The organism is Pseudomonas sp. BW16M2 (assembly GCF_014268865.1).
GTDB classification, from domain to species: domain Bacteria; phylum Pseudomonadota; class Gammaproteobacteria; order Pseudomonadales; family Pseudomonadaceae; genus Aquipseudomonas; species Aquipseudomonas peradeniyensis.
Genome location: NZ_JABWRI010000010.1, coordinates 106,654 through 128,007 on the forward strand (window position 1 = coordinate 106,654; position 21,354 = coordinate 128,007).

21 protein-coding genes are annotated in these 21,354 nt (G+C 65.2%); 10 read left to right on the forward strand and 11 right to left on the reverse strand.

From position 1 onward, the window contains the following. Positions 1–4 precede the first annotated feature (4 nt). The 3 genes from dusA (at position 5) to HU735_RS11780 (ending at position 4,204) form a co-directional block, all read left to right on the forward strand. Positions 5–1,015: a tRNA dihydrouridine(20/20a) synthase DusA gene (gene dusA, locus HU735_RS11770; RefSeq protein WP_186713670.1), complete on the forward strand. Its 1,011-nt coding sequence runs from the start codon at positions 5–7 to the stop codon at positions 1,013–1,015. 214 nt (positions 1,016–1,229) lie between these two features. Then, positions 1,230–2,150, forward strand: a complete 921-nt coding sequence (gene tal / locus HU735_RS11775; protein ID WP_186713671.1) for a transaldolase — start codon at positions 1,230–1,232, stop codon at positions 2,148–2,150. A gap of 197 nt (positions 2,151–2,347) precedes the next feature. Further along, on the forward strand, positions 2,348–4,204 hold the full coding sequence (locus HU735_RS11780; RefSeq protein ID WP_186713672.1) for an alkaline phosphatase D family protein: 1,857 nt from the start codon (positions 2,348–2,350) through the stop codon (positions 4,202–4,204). A 110-nt stretch (positions 4,205–4,314) separates the two neighbouring features. On the opposite strand, the gene rssC is transcribed toward HU735_RS11780, so the two are convergent. Together rssC and rssB are read right to left on the reverse strand one after the other, a co-directional pair. Continuing rightward, positions 4,315–4,797 carry an anti-sigma factor antagonist RssC gene (gene rssC, locus HU735_RS11785; RefSeq protein ID WP_023631332.1) on the reverse strand — a complete coding sequence of 161 codons (483 nt, stop codon included), beginning with the start codon at positions 4,795–4,797 and terminating at the stop codon, positions 4,315–4,317. Further along, positions 4,794–5,978, reverse strand: coding sequence for a two-component system response regulator RssB (rssB, locus tag HU735_RS11790; protein WP_028692716.1), 1,185 nt, complete (start codon positions 5,976–5,978; stop codon positions 4,794–4,796). Before rssB ends, rssC begins: the two co-directional genes overlap by 4 nt. A gap of 269 nt (positions 5,979–6,247) precedes the next feature. Between rssB and HU735_RS11795 the strand changes: the two genes are divergently transcribed. Next, positions 6,248–6,547 carry a PilZ domain-containing protein gene (locus tag HU735_RS11795; RefSeq protein ID WP_050704859.1) on the forward strand — a complete coding sequence of 100 codons (300 nt, stop codon included), beginning with the start codon at positions 6,248–6,250 and terminating at the stop codon, positions 6,545–6,547. Between the two features lie 51 nt (positions 6,548–6,598). Here HU735_RS11795 and HU735_RS11800 read toward each other — a convergent pair whose 3' ends face one another. Continuing rightward, the gene (locus HU735_RS11800; RefSeq protein ID WP_186713673.1) at positions 6,599–7,306 is read right to left on the reverse strand and encodes a VacJ family lipoprotein; all 708 of its coding nucleotides are present in this window, start codon (positions 7,304–7,306) and stop codon (positions 6,599–6,601) included. 188 nt (positions 7,307–7,494) lie between these two features. On the opposite strand from HU735_RS11800, the gene HU735_RS11805 reads away from it, so the two are divergent. Beyond that, positions 7,495–8,046 (forward strand): phosphonoacetaldehyde phosphonohydrolase-related protein, encoded by a 552-nt coding sequence (locus HU735_RS11805; protein ID WP_186713674.1) that lies wholly within the window; start codon positions 7,495–7,497, stop codon positions 8,044–8,046. A 123-nt stretch (positions 8,047–8,169) separates the two neighbouring features. Continuing rightward, positions 8,170–8,433 (forward strand): DUF4404 family protein, encoded by a 264-nt coding sequence (locus HU735_RS11810; RefSeq protein WP_050704856.1) that lies wholly within the window; start codon positions 8,170–8,172, stop codon positions 8,431–8,433. Positions 8,434–8,466: 33 nt separating this feature from the next. Here HU735_RS11810 and queF read toward each other — a convergent pair whose 3' ends face one another. Both queF and HU735_RS11820 read right to left on the reverse strand, forming a co-directional pair. Then, positions 8,467–9,297, reverse strand: a complete 831-nt coding sequence (gene queF / locus HU735_RS11815; protein ID WP_186713675.1) for an NADPH-dependent 7-cyano-7-deazaguanine reductase QueF — start codon at positions 9,295–9,297, stop codon at positions 8,467–8,469. Between the two features lie 68 nt (positions 9,298–9,365). After that, entirely contained in the window at positions 9,366–9,881 is a 516-nt protein-coding gene (locus HU735_RS11820) for a cupredoxin family protein (protein ID WP_186713676.1), read from the reverse strand. 157 nt (positions 9,882–10,038) lie between these two features. On the opposite strand from HU735_RS11820, the gene HU735_RS11825 reads away from it, so the two are divergent. Together HU735_RS11825 and HU735_RS11830 are read left to right on the forward strand one after the other, a co-directional pair. Beyond that, positions 10,039–10,719, forward strand: coding sequence for a heavy metal response regulator transcription factor (locus HU735_RS11825; RefSeq protein WP_186713677.1), 681 nt, complete (start codon positions 10,039–10,041; stop codon positions 10,717–10,719). Continuing rightward, the gene (locus HU735_RS11830; RefSeq protein WP_186713678.1) at positions 10,719–12,062 is read left to right on the forward strand and encodes a heavy metal sensor histidine kinase; all 1,344 of its coding nucleotides are present in this window, start codon (positions 10,719–10,721) and stop codon (positions 12,060–12,062) included. Before HU735_RS11825 ends, HU735_RS11830 begins: the two co-directional genes overlap by 1 nt. 148 nt (positions 12,063–12,210) lie before the next feature. On the opposite strand, the gene HU735_RS11835 is transcribed toward HU735_RS11830, so the two are convergent. The 3 genes from HU735_RS11835 to HU735_RS11845 all read right to left on the reverse strand — a co-directional run bounded on the left by HU735_RS11835 (position 12,211) and on the right by HU735_RS11845 (position 15,458). Beyond that, complete coding sequence (locus tag HU735_RS11835) at positions 12,211–13,455, reverse strand: lipoprotein-releasing ABC transporter permease subunit (RefSeq protein ID WP_186713679.1); 1,245 nt, start codon at positions 13,453–13,455, stop codon at positions 12,211–12,213. Positions 13,456–13,516: 61 nt separating this feature from the next. Beyond that, positions 13,517–14,200: a lipoprotein-releasing ABC transporter ATP-binding protein LolD gene (gene lolD, locus HU735_RS11840; RefSeq protein ID WP_186713680.1), complete on the reverse strand. Its 684-nt coding sequence runs from the start codon at positions 14,198–14,200 to the stop codon at positions 13,517–13,519. A gap of 7 nt (positions 14,201–14,207) precedes the next feature. Continuing rightward, positions 14,208–15,458, reverse strand: a complete 1,251-nt coding sequence (locus HU735_RS11845) for a lipoprotein-releasing ABC transporter permease subunit (RefSeq protein WP_186713681.1) — start codon at positions 15,456–15,458, stop codon at positions 14,208–14,210. 93 nt (positions 15,459–15,551) lie between these two features. On the opposite strand from HU735_RS11845, the gene HU735_RS11850 reads away from it, so the two are divergent. Both HU735_RS11850 and HU735_RS11855 read left to right on the forward strand, forming a co-directional pair. Then, complete coding sequence (locus tag HU735_RS11850) at positions 15,552–16,136, forward strand: PilZ domain-containing protein (RefSeq protein WP_186713682.1); 585 nt, start codon at positions 15,552–15,554, stop codon at positions 16,134–16,136. A gap of 30 nt (positions 16,137–16,166) precedes the next feature. Beyond that, the gene (locus HU735_RS11855) at positions 16,167–16,883 is read left to right on the forward strand and encodes a glycerophosphodiester phosphodiesterase family protein (RefSeq protein ID WP_186713683.1); all 717 of its coding nucleotides are present in this window, start codon (positions 16,167–16,169) and stop codon (positions 16,881–16,883) included. A gap of 48 nt (positions 16,884–16,931) precedes the next feature. Here the strand turns inward: HU735_RS11855 and sthA are convergent, their stop codons facing one another. The 3 genes from sthA to HU735_RS11870 form a co-directional block, all read right to left on the reverse strand. After that, positions 16,932–18,326, reverse strand: coding sequence for a Si-specific NAD(P)(+) transhydrogenase (gene sthA, locus HU735_RS11860; protein ID WP_023631920.1), 1,395 nt, complete (start codon positions 18,324–18,326; stop codon positions 16,932–16,934). Positions 18,327–18,529: 203 nt separating this feature from the next. Then, the gene (locus tag HU735_RS11865) at positions 18,530–19,528 is read right to left on the reverse strand and encodes an FAD:protein FMN transferase (protein ID WP_186713684.1); all 999 of its coding nucleotides are present in this window, start codon (positions 19,526–19,528) and stop codon (positions 18,530–18,532) included. A gap of 228 nt (positions 19,529–19,756) precedes the next feature. Then, positions 19,757–21,220, reverse strand: coding sequence for a glyceraldehyde-3-phosphate dehydrogenase (locus HU735_RS11870; protein ID WP_186713685.1), 1,464 nt, complete (start codon positions 21,218–21,220; stop codon positions 19,757–19,759). Positions 21,221–21,354: the final 134 nt, after the last annotated feature.

Genomic DNA, 21,354 nt, shown 5'->3' on the forward strand with positions numbered 1-21,354 from the left:
CAGAATGCCCCTAGAAACAGCTTCAAAGCCACAAAACACGCGCCCCGAGCCATCCCGCCGCTTCTCCGTGGCACCGATGATGGACTGGACAGACCGCCACTGCCGCTTCTTCCTGCGCCTGCTCTCCCAGCACGCCCTGCTCTACACCGAAATGGTCACCACCGGCGCCCTGCTGCACAACGACGCCCAGCGTTTCCTGCGCCATGACCAATCCGAGCACCCACTGGCCCTGCAGCTGGGCGGCAGCGTGCCGGCGGACCTGGCCGCCTGTGCGCGCCTGGCCGAGGACGCCGGCTATGACGAGGTCAACCTCAACGTCGGCTGCCCCAGCGACCGGGTGCAGAACAATATGATCGGCGCCTGCCTGATGGGCCATCCGGCGCTGGTGGCCGATTGCGTCAAGGCCATGCAGGACGCGGTCGGCATTCCGGTCACGGTCAAGCACCGCATCGGCATCAACGGCCGCGACAGCTACGCCGAGCTGTGCGACTTCGTCGGCCAGGTGCGCGACGCCGGGTGCCGCAGCTTCACCGTGCATGCGCGCATCGCCATCCTCGAAGGCCTGTCGCCCAAGGAGAACCGTGAGATCCCGCCGCTGCGCTACGACGTGGCGGCGCAGCTCAAGGCCGACTTCCCGGACCTGGAGCTGGTGCTCAACGGCGGTATCAAGACCCTCGACGAGTGCCGCACCCACCTGCAGACCTTCGACGGCGTGATGCTCGGGCGCGAGGCGTACCACAACCCGTACCTGCTGGCCGAGGTCGACCAGCAGCTGTTCGGCAGCGCGGCACCGGTGGTCAGCCGGGCCGAGGCGATGGAAAAGCTGCGTCCGTACATCGTCGCGCACATGCAAAGCGGCGGCGCGATGCATCACATCACCCGGCATATCCTCGGGCTCGGCCAGGGCTTCCCGGGGGCGCGGCGCTTCCGCCAGTTGCTGTCGGCGGACATTCACAAGACCAGCGAACCGCTGAAGGTGCTGGACCAGGCTGCCGAGCTGTTGCAGGGGCGCTGAGGGAACCTGGGGCGGGGTTGGCACTCGAAGGGTTAGCCTTTTACCGCGGCCCTGGCGTTGGCCGGGGCTGCTTTGCAGCCCTTCGCGGGGCAAGCCCGCTCCTACACGTGGGAGCGCGCTGCTTCGAAGGGTTTCCCGATACGCCTGCGACGGGCCTTGAGTGGCTGTCGGGGCTCGGGTAATGTCGAGTCATTGCACAGGACAGAGCACGCCCATGACCTCCAAGCTGGAACAACTCAAGCAGTTCACCACCGTCGTCGCCGACACCGGCGACCTGGACGCCATCACCCGCCTCAAGCCGGTCGACGCCACCACCAACCCTTCGCTGCTGCTCAAGGCCGCCGCCATCCCGGGTTACGCCGACCTGCTCAAGCAGGTCAAGGCCGATGCCAAGGGCAATGTCGACCTGGCCTGCGACAAGTTCGCCGTGTCGGTGGGCTCGGGCATTCTCAAGGTCATTCCGGGGCGCATCTCCACCGAGGTGGACGCGCGACTGTCGTTCGACGAGCCAGCGCTGCTGAAAAAGGCCCGTCAGCTGATCGAGCTGTACGAAGCGGCCGGTGTGTCGAAAGACCGCGTGCTGATCAAGCTGGCCTCCACCTGGGAAGGCATCCGCGCCGCCGAGAAGCTGGAGAAGGAAGGCATCCAGACCAACCTCACCCTGCTGTTCTCCTTCGCCCAGGCCCAGGCCTGCGCCGATGCCGGGGTGTTCCTGATCTCGCCGTTCGTGGGGCGCATCTACGACTGGTACAAGAAAAGCACCGGCAAGGAATACGTCGGCGCCGAGGATCCGGGCGTGCAGTCGGTCACCCGCATCTACGACTACTACAAGACCAACGGCTACAACACCGTGGTCATGGGCGCGAGCTTCCGCAACATCGGCCAGATCGAGCAACTGGCCGGCTGCGACCGCCTGACCATCAGCCCCGAGCTGCTGCAGCAACTGTCGGAAGACCAGGGCGAACTGCCACGCCTGCTCAAGCCGGGCAATGCCGGCGAAGCCAAGCAGCAGTTGAACGAAAGCCAGTTCCGCTGGGCGATGAACGAAGACGCCATGGCCACCGAGAAGCTGGCCGAAGGCATCCGCCAGTTCGCCCGCGACCAGGAAAAGCTGGAAGCGCTGATGGCTGGCTGACAAAGCCTGATACATCTTCGGCTTGATCGACGGGCGGTTAATGCAGAGCATTTCCCGCCCGTTTTCGTTGGGGTGGCCGATGACGCCATCGCGGGGCAAGCCCGCTCCCACACTGAAAACACCGCATTCCCCATTCCCTGTGGGAGCGGGCTTGCCCCGCGATAGGGCCATCAGCATCACACGAACCTGAGCCATCCATGCCCGCCACCGCTTCGCTCCCCCTCGTCCTCGCCGGCCCCATCCTCCGCCGCCTGGAACCGCAACGCCTGGCCATCTGGCTGGTCGGCTCGCAACCGCTGCAACCCGAATTTCTCCTCGACCAAGCCGGCATCGGCGCCACCACGCGCTGCGAGGTGATCGCGGTCGGTGAGCACGCCTTCATTCACCTGCTGGACATCCACTTCGACCACCCGCTGCCCAGCAACGTGGCGCTCGACTACGACCTGCGCCTGGCCAACGGCCAGGGCATCGCCGACTGGGCCCCACACCTGCTCTACCCCGGCGCCAGCCGCCCCAGCTTCGTGCTGCGCGACCGTCTTGACCAGTTGCTCCACGGCTCCTGCCGCAAGCCCCATCACCCGGCCGCCGACGGTCTGCTCTGCGCCGACCGCCTGCTTGCCGCCGATCCGCGCCCTGAAGAACGCCCCGCCGTGCTGCTGATGAGCGGTGACCAGGTCTATGCCGACGATGTCGCCGGCCCCATGCTGCGTGCCATCCACACGCTGATCGAGCGCCTGGGCCTGTTCGACGAAGCCCTCGACGGCGCCCTGGTCGACAGCGGCGCCGAACTCTATCGCCACCCGGCCTGCTACTACCACCGCGCCGACCTGCTGCCGGCCCAGGAAGGCAACGAGACCCTGCGCGAACGCTTCTTCGGCGGCAAGCGCAAGCCGATCTTCTCGTCCAGCAACGCCGACAATCACCTGGTGACCTTCGCCGAGGTCATGGCCATGTACCTGCTGGTCTGGTCGCCGCTGCCGTGGCCCCTGGTGCGGATGGACATGCCAGAGGGCCTGACCGAGCAGCGCCAGGCCCGTTATCAGTGCGAACTGCCGCTGATCGAGGCTTTTTGCGACGGCCTCGGCCAGGTGGCGCGGGTAATGGCTCACCTGCCCTGCCTGATGATCTTCGACGACCACGACATCACCGACGACTGGAATCTGTCGGCGCAATGGGAACAGACCGCCTACGGCCACCCGTTCTCGCGGCGCATCATCGGCAACGCCCTGCTCGGCTACCTGCTGTGCCAGGGCTGGGGCAACGACCCGGACGGTTGCGCGGCGCTGGTCGGGCAATGCCGGCAACTGAACGAGGCACGGGACGAGCTGATCGGCGAGCTGCTGCGCTTCCAGGGCTGGCAGTACGCGCTGCCCAGCAACCCGCCGCTGCTGGTGCTCGATACCCGCACCCGCCGCTGGCGCAGCGAAAGCAGCCTGGCCAAGCCCTCCGGCCTGCTGGACTGGGAGGCGCTGAGCGAACTGCAGCAGGCGCTGCTCGACCATCCTTCGGCGATCATCGTCTCGCCGGCGCCGATCTTCGGGGTCAAGCTGATCGAGACCGTGCAGCGGGTATTCAGCGCCCTCGGCTACCCGTTGCTGGTGGATGCGGAGAACTGGATGGCCCATCGCGGCGCGGCGCAGGTGATCCTCAACATCTTCCGCCATTCGCGCACGCCAGGGCACTACGTGGTGCTGTCGGGCGACGTGCATTACTCGTTCGTTTACGAAGTGCTAATCCGCCACCGCCAGCGCAGCCCGCACCTGTGGCAGGTGACCAGCAGCGGGATCAAGAACGAGTTTCCCCGCCGCCTGCTGGATGTGCTCGACCGGCTCAACCGCTGGCTGTATTCGCCACGCTCGCCGCTCAACTGGTTTACCAAGCGCCGGGAAATGCAGGTGGTGCCGCGCACGCCCAGCCGGAGCAAGGCCGGGGAGCGGTTGTGGAACAGCGCGGGGTTGGGGCAGGTGTTTTTCGATGGCCAGGGGCGGCCGGAGCGGGTGTTGCAGCTCAATGCCGACGGGACCGCGGCAACCGAATTCATCAGGCGGGATTGAATAGACGCTTGATACCGCGCCGGCTTCTTCGCGGGTAAACCCGCTCCCACAGAGTATGCGGTGCCTGTGGGAGCGGGTTTACCCGCGAAGAAGCCGGCGCGGCACTTGAATCAGGACCGCTCGAGCGCGCTCACCAGGTCATGGAACGCTTCACGGTTGGAGTCATTCAAGCCCATGAGGATCTTGTGCGCCTCCAGCACCTTGGAACGCACCACGCTCTCGTCCTGATCCTGGGACGGCAGGTCGGTCAGGCATTCCGGGCACGGCACCGGGCGGTCGACGATGTTGAACACCTGGTCGAAGCCCATGGACTGCAGCAGGCGGGAAATGTCCGGGTTGGTGGTGACCACGGTCGGCAGCAGGCCGACTTTCTGCCGGGACAGGATCGACAGCTTGGCCAGCAGGCCGAGGGTGGTGCTGTCGATGCTCTCGGTTTCGGTCAGGTCGATGACGATGGCCGAGAAGTTCAGCGCGGTGAAGATCTTCTCGATCGTCGCATCCAGCGCCGAACACAGGGTCAGGCGCACTTCACCGACAAATTTCAGAACGAAGGTCCCGCTCTGCTCGGCGAACTGGATTCTACCAGTACTCATTCAAGGTTCCTGCTCAACACCAATAGGGCGATATCATCCGGCATCTCCCCAAGCGTAGCCAATTCGAATCGTTGGCGCAGCCCCTCCAGGCTACCACCCGCCGCCTTGACGATTTCCGGCAAGGCCGCTTCCTTATCTTTGAGTGTGTCCCCGGGCAAAAGGTCCAGAATGCCATCGGACATCAGGGTGAGGCTGAACTGCGGTGGCAGCTCCAGCACCTGGTCCTGGTAGCTGGCCTCGTCGAACAACCCCACCGGCAGGCCGCGGCCTTCCAGGTAGCGGGCCTGGCCCGGGGTGTACAGCACCGGCAGCGGCAAGTGGCCGCCGACGCTGTAGGTGAGCAGGCCGGTGTCCTCGTCGATGACGCCACCGACCATGGTCACATGCTTGCCCAGCTTGCAGTTGATCAGCCCGCGGTTGATGTGGCTGAGCACCTGCGAAGGCTTGAACTCGCGCATCTTGCCGCCACGCTTGAATTCGAACAGCAGGCGCGTGGTCATGAACTTGAGCAGCACCGTGACGAACGCCGACGAGGCGCCGTGGCCGGAGACGTCCGCCAGGTAGAAGGCAATGCGCCTGTCATCCACGCGGAAGTAGTCGGCGAAATCGCCCGACAGGTACAGCGATGGGATGATCTGGTGCTCAAAGGCGAACTCGCCGGCCACCCAGGGGTTTTCCGGGAGCATGTTCATCTGCACCTGGCGACCGGCGGTCTGGTCCTCCTGCAGCAGGTGCAGGCTGGCCTCCAGCTCGCGGTTGGCGGCTTCGAGCTTCTCCCGGTAGCGTTGGTTTTCCAGCACCAGGCGCGAGCGGTCGAGCGCGCGGCGCACCGAGTGCTCGAGCACGGCCAGGTCTTCCAGGGGCTTGATCAGGTAGTCCGCCGCGCCCAGGCGCAGGGCTTCGACCGCGTCGCTCATGACGCCGGCACCGGACACCACGATCACCGGCAGCTGCGGCGCGCGCTCGCTGATCCGGCGGATCAGTTCGAGGCCGCCCATCTGCGGCATGCGCAGATCGCAGATCACGAGGTCGGGCTGGTGTGCTTCGAAGACCTGGAGGCCCTGCTGGCCGTTGCCGGCCTGGAGGACGCTGAAGCCGCTGTCTTCCAGATAGGCGGCGAGACTGGCACGGACCACCTCGTCGTCATCGATGATCAGCAGCGTTGCACTGGGTTTCTGCATGTGGGCGAACGGCGCCAGATTTGGGTTGGCGTAGCGGCTGTGAAGGACCGACAGACGGCTACTGGAATGCTCTCTAGCCACTCTCTATTTGAGTTGTAGGACAAGAAGACTGGTCCGGCAAATAGCGAGGTGCCCTGTAAGGCGCTGACGGTACTCCCATCCGCCTGGCGTTTCAAGCATGGCAAGGAAGACTTCCGCGCACTTTACAGGGCAAATCACCCGGCGTTATAAGAAAGCACATCGGCGCAACCTGACGAAAGGATGCAAGCATGTCCCAGCCTCCCGTGGATTACAGCGAAAAACGCGATTTCATACGCATGCGCATTGAAACCGAGGTCAGCCTGCTGCACGCCGGCCAGGTGATCAGCGCCGTGTGCATCGACCTCTCCAGCAGCGGCATGCAGGTCCAGGCACCGCAGCGGTTCAAGGTGGGCGACCAGCTCGAGGTGCGCATCGACTCCGACCATGCCGCCCTTGCCGGCTTGCATGCCAGCACCGAAGTGGTGTGGATCGCCGACCAGCCCGGCGGCGCGCAGAAGTTCGGCCTGCGCATCCTGGCCATGCATTGAACTGTTACGAAAAAGGCGACCCGAAGGTCGCCTTTTTCGTGAGCCGGTCGATCAGAAGTCGTCTTCGACCTGGCCGTCCTTGACCTTGAACTCGCGGTTCTGCAGGTAGGCGTTGCGCAGGAAGATGTACTTGTCGCCCTGGATCAGTTTCTCTGCCGACAGCAGGCTGGCGCGGGTGTCGATCACGTCCACTGCCATGAGCGAGTTGCGAGTCGGCACATGGTCGATGTAGCGGTAGGGTTCGGTGTAGGTGTCCGGGTACTTGGCCAGGCCGTCACGCACGGTGCTCGGGCCAAGGAACGGAATGACCACGTACGGCCCGCTGGGCACGCCCCAGTAGCCGAGGGTCTGGCCGAAGTCCTCGTCGTTGCGCTGCAGGCCCATCTTGGTGCCGACATCGAAGAAGCCGCCCAGGCCGAAGGTGGTGTTGACGATCAGCCGCGCCGTGTCGATGCCCGCCGCTCGAGGCTTGAGCTGCAGCACGTTGTTGGCCAGGTTGGTGACGTCGCCCAGGTTGCGGAAGACGTTGTGGATGCCATCTTCGAGGAACTGCGGGGTGACGTACTGGTAACCCTGGGCCAGCGGCTTGAGGGCATAGGTGTCGAGGACATCGTTGAACCTGAAGATCGGTCGGTTGACCGACTCCCACGGATCCTCCTCGGTGGCCGCCTGGGTGGCTGCCACGGGCGCCAGCAGCAAGCTGGCGCAGACACAGGCCTGGGTGACTCGCTCGATCACTCCGGCACCGATCCTACGCATAGATGTTTCTCCATCGGATTTCACGGCGGCAACGGCCTTTGGCGCGCTGCTCGATAGGGCGCAAGTATACTGGCTTGCTGGCTGAACGGTAGTTTTACATATCTCTGTCAAGATTTCGTGAACAACTGTAGTCGTCATCCCTTGGTCACAATCGCCGGTTAGCCTGCGGGGTATTTAGGGACGTTGCCATGCAAGACGCACCCGCCTTCACCGCCGTGCTGTTCGGACTGCGCGGCTGCCTGGTCCAGGCAACCGACGACGGCCCCCTGCCCGCCCCCGGCGCCCTCGATTCCCTTCACCATCTGCGCTCGCAGGCGGTGCCGTGCATCTGGCTCGACGAACTCAGCGCCAACCAGGGCAAGCGCCTGAGCAGCGTGCTGCCCGACTGGCTGCCGGGCCATCTGGTCAATGGCTGCAAGTGGCCGGCGCCCAACGCCTGCTGGCAGGCGCTGATGAGCCTCGACAGCCAGCGCCTGGAAGGCTGCGTGCTGGTCAGCGGCGAGCCGCGGCTGCTGCAGGCCGGGCTCAACGCCGGCCTGTGGACGGTGGGTCTGGCGGCCTGCGACCTGGGCTCCAGCCAATGGCAGGCCATGACCCGGCAGGAACAGGAGCGCACCCGTGGCAAGGCGACCCTGGCGCTGTTCGGCCTGGGCGTGCACTCGGTGATCGATCACCTGGAATCCCTCGACACGTGCCTGGCGGACATCGCCCAGCGCCGGCACAAGGGCGAGAAACCCTGATACATCCCCGTTGATGCGGGTCATGCAAAGCTGCGGCAGGTGGATTACGCTAGAAGGCAGGCCAGAACCTTTACCGTGTCGCCGAGGTCCATGGCTTGCCAAGTCATTGATGGAGAACGAACAATGCCTGCCCGCGAACTGCAAGAGCAACTCGATAGCCTGCGCGAGCAACTGGACCGCAATCCACCGCTCTCGCTGGAAGAGCGCGACCACCTGCATGAACTGATGCAGCAGATCGAAGCCCAGATCAAACTCGAAGAAGCGACCAAGGACAACAACCTGGTCGATGGGGTCAATACCGCCGTCGAACGCTTCGAGGCCGATCACCCGGACCTTACCGCCATCCTGCGCAATATCGCCAATCACCTGCACAGCATGGGAATCTGAACCGAATGGGGCCGCAAACGCGGCCCCATGACATTACTGACGCACCAGTCGCAGATTCTGCGGGCTGATCGCCCCGGTGCTGCGGTACGGGTTGATATCCAGCCCGCCACGACGCACATACCGCGCATACACCGTCAGGTGCTCAGGCTTGAGCAGGTTCTTCAGGTCCAGGTAGATCCGCTCCACGCATTGTTCGTGGAAATCGGCATGCTGGCGGAAGCTGATCAGGTAGGTCAGCAGGCTGGCATGATCCAGCGCCTGCCCCTTGTACTCCACCACCACGCTACCCCAGTCCGGCTGGCCGGTGACCGGGCAGTTGGATTTGAGCAGGTGGCTGTGCACCGTCTCTTCCACCACGCGCTCCGACGAGCAACGCAGCAGCTCCGGTTGCGGCTGCTCGTAGTTGCTGATGTTCACATCCAGCGCGTCGATGCACTGGCCCGGCAGCGCGGTCACGCCCTGCCCCTCGACCTCGGCCAGGGTGCTGACCTTGACCGCGACAGGCTTGCCGGCTGCGGCGGACAGGTCCTGCACCAGGCACGCCTGCAACGCCTCCAGCGACTCGAACACCGTCTGGTTCAGCGAGTTGAGGTACAGCTTGAAGGACTTGGACTCGATGATGTTCGGCGAATCGCACGGGATGGCGAACTCACCGATGGCCACTACCGGCTTGCCCGAAGGCAGCAGCCAGGACAGCTCGAAGCAGTTCCAGAAATCCACGCCCTGCCACGGCAGCGCGTCGCCGCTCACACCCAGCTCGGCCCATTTGGCCAGGCGGGGAATCGGGAACAGCAGCGCGGGGGTGTAGGTGGCGATGTATTCGCTGGACTTGCCCAGCGGGGAATGTTCGGCGGCGGGATGCATGGAAACTGACCTGAAGGTTCGAAATTGCCCCTAGTCTACCGGTTTTGCACCCCGCCTTGGAGCCGTTGTCACTCGATGGTCAGCGGCCCGACCATGCCTGCCTGATAGTGGCCCGGCACGTTGCAGGCGAACTCGATGGGCGCCGACTTGCGGAAGGTCCAGGTCAGTTCGGCGCGCTGGCCGGGCTGTACCAGCACGGTGTTGCCGCCGCCATGGCCGTGGCCAGCGCCCATCTGGCCGTGATCCATCTGACCATGGTCCATGCCTTCGTGGTTCATGCCGGCGGTGAACATCTTGCCCTGCATGGCGATCATTTCCTTCTGGTGCTCGGCGTGCATGGCCTTGTCGCCCAGGTTGAACTCGTGGGGCAGCTTGCCTTGGTTGACCAGCACGAAGCGCACGGTCTCGCCGGCCTTGACCTTGATGCTCTTGGGTTCGAAGGCGATGTCCTTGAGCACCACCTCGACGGTGCGGGTGGCCTTGGCCGCCTCGGCCGGCTCGCCGAAGGCGAAGGATTTGCCGCTGTCGGCGAAGCTCGGCAGGCTGACCAGTGCGAGGGCGGCGGCGATAAACAGGTGTTTCATGGGTGACTCCGGGTCGTTCTGGGAGAATGAGGCCATTCTCGAAAAGGCTGGCTGGCAGCTGGCTGACAGGAAGATTACAACTTTGTCAGCTTGGGCAGGCCGCCGGATCGTCACGTATCATTTCGGCATCACCTTGGCCCTAACCGTTGGTAAACACATGAAACTGCTGATCGTCGAAGACCAGGCCAAGACCGGCCAGTACCTGAGCCAGGGCCTGAGCGAAGCCGGCTTCGCCACTGAGCTTGCCAACGACGGCGACACTGGCCAGCACCTGGCCCTGACCGGCGACCACGACCTGCTGATCCTCGATGTGATGCTGCCGGGGCGCAACGGCTGGCAGATCCTCCAGGCCGTGCGCCAGGCCGGGCTGGACACGCCGGTGCTGTTCCTCACCGCCCGCGATGCCGTCGAGGACCGTGTCCACGGCCTGGAGCTGGGCGCCGACGATTATCTGGTCAAACCATTCGCCTTCTCCGAACTGCTGGCCCGGGTACGCAGCCTGCTGCGCCGGGGCGCCAGCGCCAGCCAGGACACCTGCCTGAGCCTGGCCGACCTGCGCCTGGACCTGATCCGCCGCCGCGCCGAGCGGGCCGGCCAGCGCGTCGACCTGACCGCCAAGGAATTCGCCCTGCTCGAACTGCTGCTGCGCCGCCAGGGCGAGGTGCTGCCCAAGTCGCTGATCGCCTCGCAGGTGTGGGACATGAACTTCGACAGCGACACCAACGTCATCGAGGTGGCCATCCGCCGCCTGCGCCTGAAGATCGACGACACCCACACCACCAAGCTGATCCATACCGTGCGCGGCATGGGCTACGTGCTCGAGGAGCGCCAGGACTGATGCGCCGCCTGTCCCTCGGCAGCCGCCTGGCGCTGCTGTTCGCCGCCTGCACCGCCAGTGTCTCGCTGGGCGCCGGCCTGCTGTTCAGCCGCGCCAGCGAGCAGCATTTCGTCGAACTCGACCAGCAGCTGCTCAGCGGCCGCCTGTCACTGATGCGCAGCCTGCTCGACGGCGTCACCAGCCCCGAGCAACTGGCCACGCGCCTGCCAGGGCTGCTCAACGAGCTGAGCCACCAGTCCGACCTGGCCTTGCGCGTGCGCGCGGTCGACGGCACCACCTGGTTCGCCAGCCGCAGCGACCTGCCCGACGCCCCGGACCAACCCGGCCTGGCCACCCTGCATACCCAGGGCATCGACTACCGCGGGCTAAGCCTGCCGCTGGACGAAGCCCGACCTGCCTCGCCGCAGCTGACCCTGTTCCTCGACATCACCCATCACCAGCACTTCCTGCAAGGCATGCAGCGCCTGATCTGGCTCACGGTCGGCCTCAGCGCGCTGGTCACCGCGCTGCTGGGTGCCTGGGCCGTGCGCCGTGGCCTGAAGCCGCTGCGGCGGATGGGCAAGGTCGCCGCCAGCGTCAACGCCCGCTCGCTGACCACCCGCCTGCCGGCCGCCGAGATGCCCGAAGAGCTGGCCGAACTGGCCGGCACGGTCAATGCCATGCTGCAGCGCCTGGACGACGCCTTCCAGCGCCTGTCGGCATTCTCCGCCGACATCGCCCACGAGTTGCGCACGCCGCTGTCCAACCTGCTGACCCACACCCAGGTCACCCTCACCCGCCCGCGCAGCCTCGAGGAGTACCGCGAGGCCCTGCATGGCAACCTTGAAGAGTTGCAATGGATGGCCCAGCTGGTCAACGACATGCTCTACCTGGCCAAGGCCGACCATGGCCTGCTGATGCCCAATAGTCAGGCGCTGGACCTGGCGACCGAGGTCGATGCGCTGCTGGAGTATTACGCGCCGCTGGCCGAGGAGGCTGAAGTCAGGCTGTCTCGCGAGGGCCAGGCGCATGTCGAAGGCGACCGGCACATGCTGCGCCGCGCCTTGTCGAACCTGCTGGACAACGCCCTGCGCTTCACCCCGGCGGGCGGCGAGATCCGTGTGAGCCTTGCGCCGGGGTTGCGCATCGAGGTGGCCAACAGTGGCCCGGCGATCGCCCCGCAACTGCTGGAGCGGCTGTTCGACCGTTTCTATCGGGCAGACCCGGCGCGCCAGGAAGGCAGCAGTGAACATGCAGGGCTCGGGCTGGCCATCACCCGCTCGATCGTGCAGGCCCACGGCGGGAAGATTCGGGCGGAGTGCGAAGGTGGGTGGACGCGGTTCGTGATCGAGTTGCCTGCATAAGGGGCTGCTGCGCAGCCCATCGCCGGCAAGCCGGCTCCCACAGGGATAGCGCAAGGCTTGAGATCTAAGCGGGCGGGGTGGGAGCCGGCTTGTCGTGGCGACGAACCGCGGCGAAAGGGGCGCAAAGCGCCCCCGGTGTTGCCATGCCTTACTCGTAACGCAACGCCATCGCCGGTTCGATCTGCGAGGCGCGATACGCAGGGTAGATGGTCGCCAGGAAGCTCATCACCAGCCCGGCCACGCAGATGATCGCCACGTCGCCCCACTGCAGCTCCGACGGCAGGCTGCTGATGAAGTAGATGTCGGAGGTGAAGATGTGCTGGCCGCTGACCCGCTCGATCCAGCCGACCACCGCGCTGACGTTCAGCGCCAGGAGCACGCCGAGCACACCGCCGATCAAGGTGCCGACGATGCCGATCAGGCTGCCCTGGACCATGAACGTGCCCATGATCTGCGCCGGCGTCGCGCCGATGGTGCGCAGGATGGCGATATCCGCGCCCTTGTCGTTCACCACCATCACCAGGGTGGCGATGATGTTGAACGCGGCCACGGCGATGATCATCATCAGCAGCAGGCCAATCATGGTCTTTTCCATCTTCATGGCGCTGAACAGGCTGCCCTGGGTATGCGACCAGTCATCGGCACGGTAGCCTTCACCCAGCCCGGCGGCGATGGCCTTGGACACCTGCGGCGCGGCGTACAGGTCGTGCAGTTTCAGACGCACGCCCTGCACCTGGCCCGGCGCCCAGCGCTGCATCTCGCCGGCGTCGGCGATATGGATATAGGCCTGGGAGCCATCCAGTTCGGCGCCGACCTTGAAGATGCCGACCACGGTCAGGCGCTGCATGCGCGGGGTGATGCCCCCCGGCTCCTTGCTGATCTCCGGGACGATCAGGGTCAGCTTGTCGCCGGTGTTCAGGCGAAAGCGTCGCGCCGTCAGTTCACCGATGACCACGCCGTACTCGCCCGGCACCAGGTCCTGCAGGCTGCCCTGGACGATATGCTGGGTGACGATGGAGACCTTGCCCTCCTCGGCCGGGTCGATGCCGGCAACCTGGATCGGCTGCATCGCCCCCTTGTACGAGAGCATGCCCTCCATCTCGGTGATCGGCGCCGCGGCCATCACCGCCGGATTGCCTTCGGCGGTGCTGGCGACCTTGCGCCAGTCGTCCAGCGGCTGCGCGCCGAGGATCGCGGCATGGGGCACCAGGCCGAGCACGCGCGAGCTCATCTCGCGCTGGAAGCCGTTCATCACCGACAGCACCGTGATCATCGCCAGCACGCCAAGCGACAGCCCGATCATCGAGGTCATGGAGATGAACGAGATGAAGTGGTTGCGACGCTTGGCACGGGTGTAGCGAGCACCGATGAACAAGGACAAGGGTCTGAACATGAACAGGGATACCCAATCTAAGTGTGAACCGGAGCGCCTCAAGGCGCCCCGCGCAAGCGATTTAGATCGCCACCAGGCGCCCGTCTTCCAGGCTCAGCACGCGGTCCATCTGGCGCGCCAGGTTGAGGTCGTGGGTCACCACCAGGAAGGCGGTCTGCGAATGCGTGGACAGCTCTCGCATCAATTCCTGGATACCCATGGCCGTATGGTGGTCGAGGTTGCCGGTGGGCTCGTCGAGCATCACCAGGCCCGGACGATTGACCAGGGCGCGGGCGATCGCCACGCGCTGGCGCTCGCCACCGGACAGCTCGGCGGGTTTGTGATTCAACCGATGCCCCAGGCCGACGCGCTTGAGCAGCGCCTCGGCGCGCTCGCGGGCCTCGGTGATCGGCGTCTTGCCGATCAGCAGCGGCATGCAGGCGTTTTCCAGGGCGGTGAACTCCGCCAGCAGGTGGTGGAACTGGTAGACGAAGCCCAGGGCGCGGTTGCGCAGCAGGCCACGGGCCCGCTCGCCCAGCGCCGACAGCTCCTCGCCGGCCAGCCAGACGCTGCCCTGGGTCGGCGTGTCGAGGCCGCCGAGCAGGTTGAGCAAGGTACTCTTGCCCGAGCCCGAGCTGCCGACGATGGCCACCCGCTCGCCCGGGTGCAGCTCGAGGTTCAACCCCGACAGGACCTGGACCGACTCCGGGCCTTCCTCGTAGCTCTTGCCCAGGTTGCGGCAGCTCAACACGGCTTTATCACTCATGCGCGACTCACTCATAACGTAGCGCCTCCGCCGGCTGGGTGCGCGAGGCGCGCCAGGCCGGATACAGGGTGGCGAAGAAACTCAGGACCAGCGCCGCACCACAGACCATGTACACGTCCTGGGCCTGGATCTGCGACGGCAGGTAATCGATGAAGTACACGTCGGCATTGAGGAACTTGTGCCCGATCAGGGTCTCGATGCCGGCGATGGCCGCACTCACGTTGAGCGCGCCGAGGATGCCCAGCACCGCGCCGATCAGCGTGCCGACCACGCCGATCACCGTGCCCTGGACCATGAAGATGGCCATGATCTGCCCGGGCGTGGCGCCCAGGGTGCGCAGGATGGCGATGTCGCCGCGCTTGTCGTTGACCACCATCACCAGGGTGGAAATGATGTTGAATGCCGCCACCGCGACGATCAGCAGCAACAGCAGGCCGATCATGGATTTCTCCATGCGGATCGCCTGGTACAGGTTGCCGTGGGTGCGGGTCCAGTCACGCGGGTAGAACTCCTGCTCGCCCAGTTGCTGGGCGATGGCCCAGGCGGCACGCGGGGCCTGGAACAGGTCGTCGAACTTCAGGCGCACGCCCTGGACCTGGTCGGCCTTCCAGCGGTGCAGGCGTGACAGGTCGGCGATGTTGGTCAGGCCCAGGTAGCCGTCGATCTCGCCGGCGCCGACATGGAAGGTGCCGACCACGGTGAAGCGCTTCATGCGCGGGAACATCCCCGCCGGGGTGACGCTGACCTCGGGGGCGACGAAGGTCAGCTTGTCGCCGATACCCACGCCCAGCTTCTGCGCGGCCTTGTCGCCGATCATGATGCCCCACTCGCCCGGGGCCAGCTTGTCGAGGCTGCCGTCGAGGACGAACTTGTCGATGATCGACACCTCGCGCTCGCGGGTCGGATCGATGCCGTTGAGCAGCACCTTCTGCACCTTGCCTTCATGGGTCAGCAGGCCCTGCATCTGGGTGAACGGCGCGACCGCCAGCACCTGCGGATTCTGCTTTACTTTAGAGGCGAGGGCCTGCCAGTCGTTGATCGGCTGGCCGGTCTCCAGCGTGGCGTGGGGGATCATCCCCAGCACGCGGGTACGCATCTCGTGGTCGAACCCGTTCATCACCGAGAGCACCACGATCATCACCACCACGCCCAGGGCGAGGCCGATCATCGAGGTGAGCGAAATGAACGAGACGAAGTGATTGCGGCGCTTGGCACGGGTGTAGCGCGTACCAATGAATACGAATAGAGGTCTGAACATGTCGGGGCTTGTTCGGATGAAAGGGAACGTCCTTGTGGCGAGGCGCCTACGGCGGCTTTACACTCGGACCACCGCCGTAACCTTGGGTTCGCCATGACGACATTAGACGAAGAAGATCGCCGCGAATACTACCGCATCGAAGATCGGATCGCACTTCAAATCAGCCCCCTCAGCGCGGCCGAAGCCCTTGAAACAGAACTGTTGCAGGATGATTCAGAGCTGTTCAACCTGCTCAGCGAGCTGCACCTTTCGGACTTCGAGTCGCAGCACCTGCTGCGCCAGCTGAGCGAGAAGGACCGCACCCTGGCCGCCTTCCTGCGCGCCCAGAACAAACGCCTCGACCTGCTCAGCGCCGTGGTCGCCCAGAGCCTGATCGGCGAGATCGGCCAGCCGCAAGCGGTGATCATCTCCGAAGGCGGCATCGAGTTCGCCCAGGCGCAGAAGATCGCCCCCGGCACCCGGGTCAAGGTGAAGATGGTGCTGATGCCCCGCGCCCACGGCCTGCTGCTGCGTGGCCGAGTCACCCACTGCGACCCGCGCCCCGACGGCGACTTCGAGGTCGGTACCGAATTCATCGACATGACCGACGCCCAGCGCCAGCTGCTGGCCCGCTACATCCTGCAGCGCCAGCAACAGCAACGACGCCAGGCGCTGGAACAGAACGATCCCGCTTCCTGAAGCCCTTTTCTCTGATTTGAAGGAACGAACGTGACCTTGATCTATGGCCACCGCGGCGCCAAGGGCGAAGCGCCCGAGAATACCCTGCAGAGTTTCCGCCAGTGCCTGTCCCATGGCGTGGACCGCTGCGAACTCGACCTGCACCTGTCGGCCGACAACGAGCTGATGGTGATCCACGACCCGACCCTCAAGCGCACCACCGGCCGGCGCGGCAAGGTGGTCGAGCACACGGCGGCCGAGCTGGTCACCTACGACGCGCGCAAGGGCGGCCCGGGGCATGTGCAGCCCTGCCCCATCCCGCGGCTCGAGGAATTGTTCGAGAAGTGCCCGTTCGAGCACTGGCAGCTGGAGGTCAAGAGCGCCTCGCGCACCCGCGCCGCCAGCACCGTGCTGGCGATCCGCGAACTTGCCCAGCAATACGGGCTGCTGGACAAGGTCACCATCACCTCGAGCTCACGGGAAGTACTGGGCGCCGCCCAGGAGCTGGTGCCCGACATCAAGCGCGGACTGGTTGCCGAGTACGCCTGGCTCGACCCGCTGAAGGTCGCGCAGAACTACGAGTGCGAGATGCTGGCGTTGAACTGGACGCTGTGCACCCCCGAGCGCCTGATCAAGGCGCAGCGCCAGGGCCTGCACGTGTCGGTATGGACGGTCAACGAACCGGCGCTGATGCGCCGGCTCGCCGACTTTGGCGTGGACAGCCTGATTACAGACTTTCCCGGTTTGGCCAGGACCACCCTCGGGTAGGGCTGAAATCGGTCTCCCCGACCGGCTCAGGCCACCGGTCGGAGCCGCTCAAAAAAGCCGGTTCAGACCATCGTAGGCAGCTACCCGGTAGGCCTCGGCCATGGTCGGGTAGTTGAAGGTGGTGTTGACGAAGTACTTCAGGTTGTTCTGCTCGCCCGGCTGGTTCATCACCGCCTGGCCGATGTGGACGATCTCCGAGGCCTGGTAGCCGAAGCAGTGCACGCCGAGGACCTCGAGGGTTTCGCGGTGGAACAGGATCTTCAGCATGCCTTGCGGCTCGCCGGCGATCTGCGCGCGGGCCATGCTCTTGAAGAAGGCCTTGCCCACTTCGTAGGGCACCTTGGCCTGGGTCAGTTCCTGCTCGTTCTTGCCGATCGAGCTGATCTCCGGAATGGTGTAGATGCCGGTCGGCACGTCGTTGACGAAACGCCAGCTGCCGTTGTCGACGATGCTGCCGGCGGCCGAGCGGCCCTGGTCGTGGGCGGCGCTGGCCAGGCTCGGCCAGCCGATCACGTCACCGGCGCCATAGATGTTCGGCACGCTGGTGCGATAGGTCTCGTCGACCTCGATCTGGCCACGGCTGTTGACCTTGATGCCGATGTTCTCCAGGCCCAGCTTGTCGGTGTTGCCGGTACGGCCGTTGCACCAGAGCAAGGCGTCGGCCTTGATCTTCTTGCCCGACTTCAGGTGCAGGATCACCCCGTTGTCCAGGCCTTCGACGCGGTCGTATTCCTCGTTGTGGCGCACGGTGATGTTGTTGTTGCTGAAGTGGTAGCTCAGCGCCTGGGAGATTTCCGAGTCGAGGAAGCTCAGCAGCTGGCCGCGGTTGTCGACCAGCTCGACCAGCACACCCAGACCGCTGAAGATCGAGGCGTACTCGCAACCGATCACCCCGGCGCCGTAGACGATCAGCTTGCGCGGGGTGTGGCTCAGGCTGAGGATGGTGTCGCTGTCGTAGACGCGCGGGTGGTGGAAGTCGATGTCGGCCGGACGGTACGGGCGCGAGCCGGTGGCGATGATGATGTGCTTGGCGTTGAGCTTCTCGACCACGCCGTTGGGGCAGACCACTTCGACGGTCTGCTCGTCGGCGAAGCTGCCGGTGCCGACGAACACATCGACGCGGTTGCGCGCGTAGTAGCCGGTGCGCGAGGCAACCTGCTTGCTGATGACCTTCTCGGCGCTCTTGAGCACGTCGGGGAAGGAGAACCAGCGCGGCTCGCCGATGGCGCGGAACATCGGATTGGTGTTGAACTGCATGATCTGCCGCACGGAGTGACGCAGCGCCTTGGACGGGATGGTGCCCAGGTGGGTGCAGTTGCCGCCGACCTGGCGACGGCTGTCGACCATGGCCACCTTGCGCCCTGCTTTGGCGGCGTTCATTGCCGCGCCTTCTCCGGCCGGACCGGAACCCAGCACCACTACGTCGTAGTTGTAGACAGCCATGCGTACTCCTTCAGAACTGGCCCGCCGGCCGGATGGCCGCGGGGCGCGATCATGTCGCCGGGGCGCCATGAGAAAATTCGGGTGCAGTCTAATCAAGCGTGAACGCCGCGCACATTAACCCTTGGTCGCGTCGTAGGCCATTATTGCCTGCACTACATGTCGTTTCGCCGTATCCGTGGCGTTGATCATCCGTGGCTTGCCTTTCACTCGCCTTTCACCACCCGCGCGAAAGCCGGCGTGGAACGGGAGACGAAGCCACCCTCGCCCCGGGTCACCAGCACCGCGGCGATGCCGTGGGCGATGGCGAAATCCCAGCCCTGCTGCGGCCCGAGGATCAGCAGCAGGGTCGAGTAGCCGTCGGCCTGCAGCGCCGAGGCGTCGAGCACCGTCACCGCCGCCAGGTCGTGCTCGACCGGGCGCCCGAGACGGGCGTCGAAGGTGTGCGAATAGCGCCGGCCATTGTCCTCGAAATAATGCCGATAGTCACCCGAGGTCGACACGGCCATGTCCTCCACGTCGATGACCTGGCGGGCGATCTGGCGGTCCTCGCGCGGCAACTCCAGGGCCACCCGCCAGGCACTGCCGTCGGGCTTGCGGCCCACGGCCTTGAGCTCGCCGGTGGCTTCGGCGAGAAACGCCTCGATACCCATGCCGCGCAGGCGCTTGGCGATCAGGTCGACGGCGTGGCCGGCGGCGATGCTGTTGAAATCCAGTTCGATGGGGGCGTCCTTGCACAGGGCCTCGCCCTCGATGCGCAGGTGGCGGTAGCCCACGCGCTGGCGAGCACGGGCCAGCGCCTGCGGGTCGGGCACGTGCATCTCGCGGGCCTGGGGGCCGAAGCCCCAGAGGTCGAGCAGCGGCTCGACGGTAAGGTCGAAGGCGCCCTGACTCTGCTCGGCCAGGTGCTGACCGAAGCTGGCCAGCTCGAACAGGTCGGCGTCGATGGGCAGGCACTGGTTGGCCGCAAGCTGGTTGAAACGGCTGACGGTGGAGTCGCCGCGGTAGGTGGAGTAGCGGGCATCGATGGCCTGGAGGATGGCCTCGACCTCGGCCTGGACCTGCTCGGGCGCCGGACCGCCGGGTTGGCGCACGTACTGGATGCTGTAGCTGCTGCCCATGGTCGGGCCGCCGAAGCGCTCGAGGGTGGGGGTTGGCTCACAGGCGGACATCAGGATGAGGATGAAGATTAAAAGCGCGCGCAATCTTTAGATCTCAAGTGTCAGGACCGGCCCTATCGCGGGGCAAGCCCGCTCCCACGCTGGTGATGCTTGTCGCTCAATTTCCTGCGCGGCTGCACTGCCGGCTCACTACTTACTAAAATCGCACATCTGCCGGCGTGGGAGCGGGCTTGACCCGCGATAGGGCCATCGAATCCTGCAAAAAAAACGGGAACCCGAAGGTTCCCGTTTTTTCAACGCATTACAAGCGGATCAGCGTGGAAACGCTGGCGGGTTCACACCGGCCATGTCTTCCATCACGCGCACCACCTGGCAGCTGTAACCGAATTCGTTGTCGTACCAGACGTACAGGACAACGCGGTTGTCGTTGCAGATGGTCGCCTCGGCGTCGACCACACCGGCGTGGCGCGAGCCGACGAAGTCGGTGGACACCACTTCCTGGGAGCTGACGTAGTCGATCTGCTTGTGCAGTTCCGAGTGCATGGCGGTCTGGCGCAGGTACTCGTTCAGCTCTACGCGGGTGGTGGCCTTCTCGAGGTTCAGGTTGAGGATGGCCATCGACACGTTCGGCGTCGGCACACGGATGGCATTGCCGGTCAGCTTGCCCTTGAGCACCGGCAGGGCCTTGGCGGCGGCGGTGGCGGCACCGGTCTCGGTGATGACCATGTTCAGCGGCGCGGCGCGGCCACGACGGCTGCCCTTGTGGAAGTTGTCGATCAGGTTCTGGTCGTTGGTGAACGAGTGAACGGTTTCGACGTGGCCGTTGACGATGCCGTACTGGTCGTTGATGGCCTTGAGCACCGGCACGATGGCGTTGGTGGTGCAGGACGCCGCCGAGATGATCTTGTCATCGGCGCTGATGTCGCCGTGGTTGATGCCGTGCACGATGTTCTTCAGCGCGCCCTTGCCAGGTGCGGTGAGGATCACGCGGGCAGCGCCCGGGCAGGCCAGGTGCTGGCCGAGGCCGTCGGCGTCACGCCATACGCCGGTGTTGTCGACGATCAGCGCATCATGGATGCCGTACTGGGTGTAGTCGACTTCGCTCGGGCTCTTGGCGTAGATCACCTGGATCAGGTTGCCGTTGGCGGTGATGGTGTTGTTGGCTTCATCGATGACGATGGTGCCGTCGAACGGACCGTGCACCGAGTCGCGGCGCAGCAGGCTGGCGCGCTTGACCAGGTCGTTCTCGGCGCCCTTGCGCACGACGATGGCGCGCAGGCGCAGGCCGTCGCCGCCACCGGTCTTCTCGATGAGGATGCGCGCCAGCAGGCGGCCGATGCGGCCGAAGCCGTACAGGACGACGTCGGTGCCCTTGCGTGCGGAAGCGTTCTGCTGACCCACGACGTCGGCCAGTTCGTCACGAACGAACTGCTCGGCGCTGCGGCCGTTGCCTTCGACCTTGAACTTGTTGGCCAGCTTGCCCAGGTCCACCGAGGCGGCGCCCAGCTTCAGCTCGCTCATGGCCTTGAGCAGGGGGAACGTCTCGTGGACGGACAGCTCGGTCTCGTCGGTCTGACGGTGACGGGCAAAGCGGTGGGCTTTGAGGATCGAGATAACCGAACGGTTGATCAGGCTGCGGCCATAGATCGAGCTCACCACGTTGTTGTTGCGGTAGAGCTGACCGATAAGCGGGATCATCGCTTCAGCCAGGGCTTCACGATCGATCCACTCACCAAGACACTGGTCGGGCTTCTGAGTCACGGTAACCTTCCACATGTAGGGGAACAAAAAAGGGGCTACATTATGACGCCCCTCGGCGTATCGGGCAATGAGCGCCTGTCGCCGACGCCAGACCCCGTCGTCATGCCCTCGCGAGCCTGACAGCGAGCCCCGTCACCGGTACAATCGAC